We start from the raw sequence: 7,138 nt of genomic DNA, 5'->3' as shown, positions 1-7,138 counted from the left end.
ACCCTACACTGGGTAAATGACTGAAGCTGAAACCCGAGCTGAACCCCTGCTCCCCCGCATCTGGGTGGACGCAGACGCGTGCCCTGTTGTCATCCGCGACATCCTGTTCCGCGCAGCTGAACGGGTCGGCGTGGAGCTRACCCTGGTCGCCAACCAGTGGATCCGCACCCCGCCTTCGCGCTGGCTGCGCTCCATCCAGGTTCCGCAGGGACTGGATGTGGCTGACAGCGCCATTGTCGAGCGGGTGGCCGCCGGCGACCTGGTGGTCACCCAGGACATCCCCTTGGCGGCCCTAGTGCTGGAGAAGAAGGGCGTGGCCCTGAACCCGCGCGGCCAGCTGTACACCCCCAACAACATGGCCGAGCGGCTGTCGATGCGCAATTTCATGGAAGAACTGCGTGGCGCTGGCGTCCAGACCGGCGGGCCACCGCCCCTCGGCGCGCGTGACCGCCAGTTGTTCGCTGCCGAGCTGGACCGCTGGCTGGCGCGACGCCCGGGCAGGTGAATCCGGCTGTGCGTCAGCCGGGAACGCACAAGGTGCGCGTGCTGCGGAAGCTGCGTCGCTGGCCGGTCAACGGATCATCGAAGGCCAACGCCTGCGCCAGCAGCTGCAACGGCGGCTCGGCCACACCCTCTGGCCGCACGTGCAGCTGCGGATAGAGCTCGTCCCCCAGGATCGGCGCCCCGAGCGCGGCCATATGGACGCGCAGCTGATGCTTGCGCCCGGATTCGGGCGCAAGCCGGTAGCGCCAGACCGGACCGTGCGCCTCAATGACCTCGACACGGGTCAGCGCATTCGGCTCGCCGGGAACTTCAGCCATACGGAAGAACGGTTCCCCCGGCTGCAGCCGGCTATGCCGCTCCAGCGGAAACCGCAGGTCCGGCATGGCCGGCGCCAGCGCCTCGTAGGTCTTCTCGATGCGGCGCTCACGAAACAGCCTCTGGTACGCGTCGCGCGTTTGCGGCTGGGTGGAAAACAGCACCAGGCCGGCCGTCAGCCGGTCCAGCCGGTGCAATGGCACCAGGTCGGCGTTGCCGGTGCGCTCGACCAGGCGCGCCAGCAGGGTCTGGCGCACAAATGCGCCGGCCGGCGCAGTCGGCAGGAAGTGCGGCTTGTCGGCCACCAGCAGGTGCGCGTCGTGATGAAGGATGTTCTCTTCGAAGGGAATCACCGGCTCATCGGCCACTTCACGGAAGTAGCGTATCTCCAGTCCCACCTGCCACGGCATGTCCGGTGCCAGCGCCCTGCCCTGTGCGTCCTGTATCCGCCCGCGTGCGAAGCGACTCTCCCATTGCAGCCGGTCGATGCGCGGGAAGCGCGCGCACAGGCCGTCCAGCAGGGAATTCCAGTCACCGGGCGGCAGCTGCAGTCGGCTGGGCGTGGTCATGGCGCGATCGGGGCGCCATCGCTCTGCAGACGGCGCGGACGTGAAAGGGACATACGACAGGACACGCCAGAAGCATCAGGGCGGCCAGCGTGCCACCGATCAGGCCCTGCCGACACCCCCATACCGGACACCCCCGGGGCAAACCTCTATCATTGACGGTCTTTACCCCTCTGGATCTTCATGGCCCTCACCGCCACCATCCGCAAGGCCGAACTGCAGATCAGCGACATGGATCGCGGCTACTACGCGACCCACAACCTGACCCTGGCCCAGCATCCGTCCGAAACCGACGAACGCCTGATGGTGCGCCTGCTCGCCTTCGCGCTGAACGCTGGCGACCGCCTGGAATTCGGTCGCGGCCTGAGCACCGACGACGAGCCGGACCTGTGGGAACACGACTACACCGGCGACATCCTGCAGTGGATCGACCTCGGCCATCCGGACGAGTCGCGCATCCGCAAGGCCAGCAACCGCAGCCGGCAGGTGCAGGTGGTCAACTACGGCGGCAATGCATCGGACATCTGGTGGCAGAAGCAGGGCAAGGGCCTGGCCCGCTTCGACAACCTGTCGGTGGTCGATCTGGACGGCGGCTTCGTCGATCTGTGGGGCCAGCAGATCCAGCGTGCGATGCGCTGGAGCGTGCTGATCCAGGACGCCGAAGTTCAGCTGCTCAACGATCAGATGCAGCTGGACGTGATCCCCAACTGGCGAAAGCGCGCCAAGGCATGAGCACGATCCGCTGCGACGTGCTGGTGATCGGTGCCGGCGCTGCCGGGCTGATGACCGCGATCACGGCGGGCCAGCGAGGCCGGCATGTGCAGGTGATCGACCACGCCAACAAGATCGGCAAGAAGATCCTGATGTCCGGCGGTGGCCGCTGCAACTTCACCAACACCGGCACCACCCCGGCCAACTTCCTGTCGGCCAATCCGCATTTCTGCAAGTCGGCACTGGCGCGTTACTCGCCCTACCACTTCATCGAGATGGTCGAGCGCCACGGCATCGCCTATCACGAGAAGGAACTGGGCCAGCTGTTCTGCGATGTCTCGTCCAAGCAGATCGTGAAGATGCTGGTGGACGAATGCCAGCAGGCCGGCGTGCAGATCCGCACGCAGTGCAGCGTGGAGCGCATCGAGCACGGCACTGACGGCTTCCGCGTGCACACCACGCACGGCCTGTTCCATTGCGCCTCGCTGGTGGTCGCCACCGGCGGCCTGTCCATTCCCAGCCTGGGTGCAACCGGATTCGGCTATGAGATCGCGCGCCAGTTCGGCCACCAGGTGCTGCCCACCCGCGCCGGCCTGGTGCCGTTGACCCTCAGCGGCACCCACCAGGAGCGCCTGGCCGAGCTCAGCGGCGTCGCCCTGCCGGTCGAGGCCAGCAGCAACGGCACCCGCTTCCGCAACTTCATGCTGCTGACCCATCGTGGCGTCAGTGGCCCGGCCATCCTGCAGATTTCCTCGTTCTGGCAGCCCGGCGACGCGCTGTCGCTGGATCTGCTGCCCGGCCAGGATGCCGCCGAATGGCTGCGCCAGATGAAACGCGAACGCCCCGCCGCGGAACTGCGCACGGTGCTGGGCGATGTGCTGCCCAAGCGGCTGGCGCAGCGCCTGTGCGAGCACTGGCTGCCCGACCGCCCGGTACGCCAGCTGGACGAGCCGGACCTGCGCAAGGCCGCACAGGTGCTTTCAGCGTTTCCACTGGTGGCCAGCGGCACCGAGGGCTACCGCACCGCCGAAGTCACCCTGGGCGGCGTCGATACCAACGAGGTCTCTTCCTCGACGCTGGAATCCAAGCGCGTACCCGGCCTGCATTTCGTCGGCGAGGTGCTGGACGTGACCGGCTGGCTGGGCGGCTACAACTTCCAGTGGGCCTGGGCCAGCGGGCACGCGGCCGGCGGCGTGGTGTGAACCGCATCGCCGTTCCATGCACGCAACCGTTGCGCGCATGGACGCGCCGCCACGCATCGTGTATCTAGATTTGCAGATTGGGGAGCAGTGCATGCAGAACGCGAACGACATCACCATCCGCCTGCTGATCGTCGATGACAGCGGCGAGAACGCCGAAGCCATCGTCAGCACCCTGCGCAACAGCGGCATCGCCGTGCGCCCATGGCGCCCGCAGGACTCGGCCGAGCTGTCGCAGGTGCTGGCCAGCCAGGCGATCGACCTGGTGCTGGCTGCGCCCTCGCAGAGCATTCCGCTGCCACTGGTGGCCCAGCACATCGCCGCCAGCGGCAAGGACATCCCGCTGGTGCTGCTGGCCGAACGCATCGACGAGGACGAACTGGTACAGGCCAGCAGCAACGGGGTTCGCGCCCTCGCCCTGCGCCAGCGCGCCGAACACCTGCTGGCGGTGGTCCGCGACCAGTGGGTCGACCTGCAGGCGCGGCGCGGCCTGCGCCGGATCGAAGCGCAGATGCGCGAGACCGAGCGTCGCTGCGACGCGCTGATCGCCTCTTCGCGCGAGCCGATTGCCTATGTCCACGAAGGCATGCATATCCGCGCCAACGATGCCTACCTGGAAATGTTCGGTTACGAGGATTTCGAGGARGTCGAAGGCATCTCGCTGCTGGACATGGTTGCCGCCCAGCACGTGGATGATTTCAAGCAGCTGCTGAAGTCACTCAGCCGCGGCGAAGCGCCTCCGCCGCAGTATCAGCTGGACGCCCGCCACCAGGACGGCAGCGCCTTCCCAGCGACGATGGAATTCACCGCAGCCACCTACGAGGGCGAATCCTGCCTGCAGGTGGTGTTCCGCCGGCGCATGGAATTCGACCCGGAGCTGGCGCGCGAGGTCGAGGACCTGCGCCAGCGCGACCAGGTCACCGGCCTGCTCAACCGCCCCACCTTCATGCTGCAGGTCGAGGACGCGGTTGCCCAGGCCGGKCGCAGCGAAGGCCAGTTCGGCCTGCTGMTGGTCGARCCGGACCACTACGCSCGCCTGCTSCCGGATATCGGMCTGGMYTCGGCCGAYGCSCTGATCGSCGCSCTCGCCGCCCTGCTGGCCGACGTCGTTGGCGACGATGCGCAGCTGGCCCGTTTCGGCGAACACAGTTTCGCCGTACTGCAGTCCGGCCCCTATGCGCAGACCGTGGCACTGGCCGAGCGCATCCGCGAAGCCTACGCCGCACACGTCTTCAGCATCGGCGCGCGCTCGGCCACGGTGACCGTCAGCATTGGCGGGGTGCAGGTGGGCGAGAAGATCGCCAGCATCGGCCAGGTGCTGGCGCGCGCCAGCGAATGCACGCAGGCCGCAGCCGCCCTCGGCAATACCTGCCGCATCTTCGACCCGGCCGCTGTTGATCGCGTGGAGGAAGAGCGCGTGCAGCGCTGGGTCGCACGTATCCGCGAAGCCCTGGCAGGCGATGGCTTCCAGTTGCATTACCAGCCAGTGCTGAACCTGCAGGGCGAGTCGCTGGAGCTGTATGAAGCCTACCTGCGACTGGAACACAACGGAGAGCTGCTGAGCCCGACCGCCTTCCTCGGCATTGCCGAAGAACATGGCCTGCTGGCGGACATCAACCGCTGGGTCGTGTCGCAGGCAATCGCGGTGCTGGGCGCGCGTGCCCGCGAGGGTCATCCCACCCAGGTGCTGGTGAAGGTCACGCCGGAATCGTTCGATGATCCGAAGATGATCGCCACGCTGCGCCAGCAGCTGCAGGCGCACGGCGTGCCGGGCGAACGCCTGTGGCTGCATGCACCGGAATCGAAGGTGTTCACCCACCTGCGCAGTGCCCAGCAGTTCCTGGCGGAAGTGGCACCGCTCGGCTGCCGGATCGGCCTGGAGCAGTTCGGCTCGGGCCTGGACTCGTTCCAGCTGCTGGCCCACTTCCAGCCGCAGTTCCTCAAGCTTGATCGCGGCTTCACCAGCGACCTGGCCGCCACCCGCGAGAACATCGACCGGGTCAGCCAGATAACCGCACGCGCGCAGGAAGCGGGCATCCGCACCATCGCCGAGTTCGTCAGCGACGCCAACTCGATGACACTGCTGTTCAGTGCCGGCGTGGACTACGTGCAGGGCGATTTCGTCGGCCCGGCAGCGCCGGCGATGAACTTCGAGTTCGGCTGACACCTCACCGGTAGCGCCGGGCCATGCCCGGCGGGTGGCCCGCAGACCGCTGCGCTCGCCGGGCATGGCCCGGCGCTACCCATAAAGAAGGCCGGCTTGCGCCGGCCTTTTCCGTTGATCAGGTCAGATCGACCAGGTTGTCGATCTTCACGTCCGGGTTGACGTCGGCTTCGTAGTCGACGCCTTCGACACCGAAACCGAACAGGCGCAGGAAATCGGCCTTGTAGCCGGCCAGGTCGCTGATCTCGTACAGGTTCTCGTTGGTCACCTGCGGCCACAGCGCCAGCACCTTGCCCTGCACGTCAGCGGCCATTTCCTTGTAGTCGGCGCGCAGGCGGCCTTCCTCATCGATCAGCGCAACGGTATGGCCATCGCCATCGACCAGGTCGTGGCGCAGGCGATCGACCGCCACGCCATCGGCCTTGGCGCCGTACAGGATGTCGTACAGCACGTCGAGCTGCTCGATGCAGCCTTCGTGGGTGCCCTTTTCCTTCATCACCTTGAACAGCAGCGACAGGTACAGCGGCATGGTCGGAATGGCCGAGCTGGCCTGGGTCACCACCGCCTTCAACACCGACACGCGCGCATCGCCGCCGATCCTGGCCAGCTTCTCGCGCAGCCCCAGCACCTTGTCGTCCAGATCCTTCTTGGCAGCACCGATGGAGCCGTTCCAGTAGATCGCCTGGGTGATCTCTTCGCCCACATAGGTGAAGGCCGTGGTGGTGCAGCCGTTGGCCAGCACGCCGGCATCGGCCAGCGCGTCGATCCACATCTGCCAGTCCTCGCCGCCCATCACCGCGACGGTGCCGGCGATTTCTTCCGGGGTGGCCGGCTGCAGGTGGGTTTCGGTCAGCACTTCCTTGTCGGTATCCAGGCCACGCAGGGTGATCGGCTCGCCGATCGGCTTCAGCGTGGAGCTGATGATCTCGCCCGTCTTGGGATGCTTGCGGCGCGGTGCAGCCAGGCTGTAGACCACCTGGTCGACCTGGCCGAGATCGGCCAAGATCATCTCGATGGTCTTGGCCTTCACCTCATCGGAGAACGCATCGCCGTTGATGCTCTTGGCATACAGACCCGCTTCGTCGGCGTACTTGTGGAACGCCGCCGAGTTGTACCAGCCCGCCGTGCCCGGCTTGGTTTCACTGCCCGGGCGCTCGAAGAAGATGCCCAGGGTTGCCGCGCCACTGCCGAAGGCGGCAGTGATGCGCGCGGCCAGGCCGTAGCCGGTCGAGGCGCCGATCACCAGCACGCGCTTGGGGCCGTTCTGGATCGGCGGGCGCGCACGGATGTAGTCGATCTGCTGCTTGACGGCGGCGTCGCAGCCGGTCGGGTGGGTGGTGACGCAGATGAAGCCGCGGACGCGCGGTTTGATGACCATGAAGACCTCGGGTTGGCAGGTGCGGCGCGCGGGGCGCTCAGCAGGAATACGTGGCGCGCGCGTGCGCGCGAACCGCAGGATCGTAGTGCGCGGGGGAAGATTGCACAACCGACGGCGGCGTAGGGTGGAGTTTGTTCTGCAGGGTTGCACCCTGCACCCGCAGAGGCAACGTCAACGGCAGAAGCTGGGTTCCTGTGGGTTGGCGGGGTGGGTCCGGTTGAGGGGGACGCTGCAAGTACGTCCATGTAAGCTCGGTCGCCGCATCCATGCGGCTCACGCCCCCTCAACCGGACCCACCCCG

Annotated in this window: 6 protein-coding genes; 4 read left to right on the top strand and 2 right to left on the bottom strand. The window is 67.0% G+C overall.

Going from position 1 to position 7,138, the window contains the following annotated elements; translation table 11 throughout:
• Positions 1-16: 16 nt before the first annotated feature.
• The gene (locus AC1DJN_RS19305) at positions 17-505 is read left to right on the top strand and encodes a YaiI/YqxD family protein (RefSeq protein WP_127563463.1); all 489 of its coding nucleotides are present in this window, start codon (positions 17-19) and stop codon (positions 503-505) included.
• 13 nt (positions 506-518) lie between these two features.
• On the opposite strand, the gene AC1DJN_RS19300 is transcribed toward AC1DJN_RS19305, so the two are convergent.
• Positions 519-1,388 carry a pseudouridine synthase gene (locus AC1DJN_RS19300; protein ID WP_313115391.1) on the bottom strand — a complete coding sequence of 290 codons (870 nt, stop codon included), beginning with the start codon at positions 1,386-1,388 and terminating at the stop codon, positions 519-521.
• 180 nt (positions 1,389-1,568) lie between these two features.
• Between AC1DJN_RS19300 and AC1DJN_RS19295 the strand changes: the two genes are divergently transcribed.
• The 3 genes from AC1DJN_RS19295 (at position 1,569) to AC1DJN_RS19285 (ending at position 5,459) form a co-directional block, all read left to right on the top strand.
• On the top strand, positions 1,569-2,117 hold the full coding sequence (locus AC1DJN_RS19295) for a YaeQ family protein (RefSeq protein ID WP_025875114.1): 549 nt from the start codon (positions 1,569-1,571) through the stop codon (positions 2,115-2,117).
• A complete protein-coding gene (locus AC1DJN_RS19290; protein WP_032977610.1) occupies positions 2,114-3,298 on the top strand; it encodes a BaiN/RdsA family NAD(P)/FAD-dependent oxidoreductase in 1,185 nt (394 codons plus the stop codon). The genes AC1DJN_RS19295 and AC1DJN_RS19290 overlap by 4 nt, the downstream gene beginning before the upstream one ends.
• 91 nt (positions 3,299-3,389) lie before the next feature.
• Positions 3,390-5,459, top strand: coding sequence for an EAL domain-containing response regulator (locus AC1DJN_RS19285; RefSeq protein ID WP_478039832.1), 2,070 nt, complete (start codon positions 3,390-3,392; stop codon positions 5,457-5,459).
• Between the two features lie 118 nt (positions 5,460-5,577).
• On the opposite strand, the gene fabV is transcribed toward AC1DJN_RS19285, so the two are convergent.
• Positions 5,578-6,837 (bottom strand): enoyl-ACP reductase FabV, encoded by a 1,260-nt coding sequence (fabV, locus tag AC1DJN_RS19280; RefSeq protein WP_442252154.1) that lies wholly within the window; start codon positions 6,835-6,837, stop codon positions 5,578-5,580.
• Positions 6,838-7,138 lie beyond the last annotated feature (301 nt).

The organism is Stenotrophomonas sp. 05L414_2 (assembly GCF_056397905.1).
The sequence above is the reverse complement of the archived record's forward strand: the minus strand, read 5'-3'. Positions and strand labels throughout refer to the sequence as shown.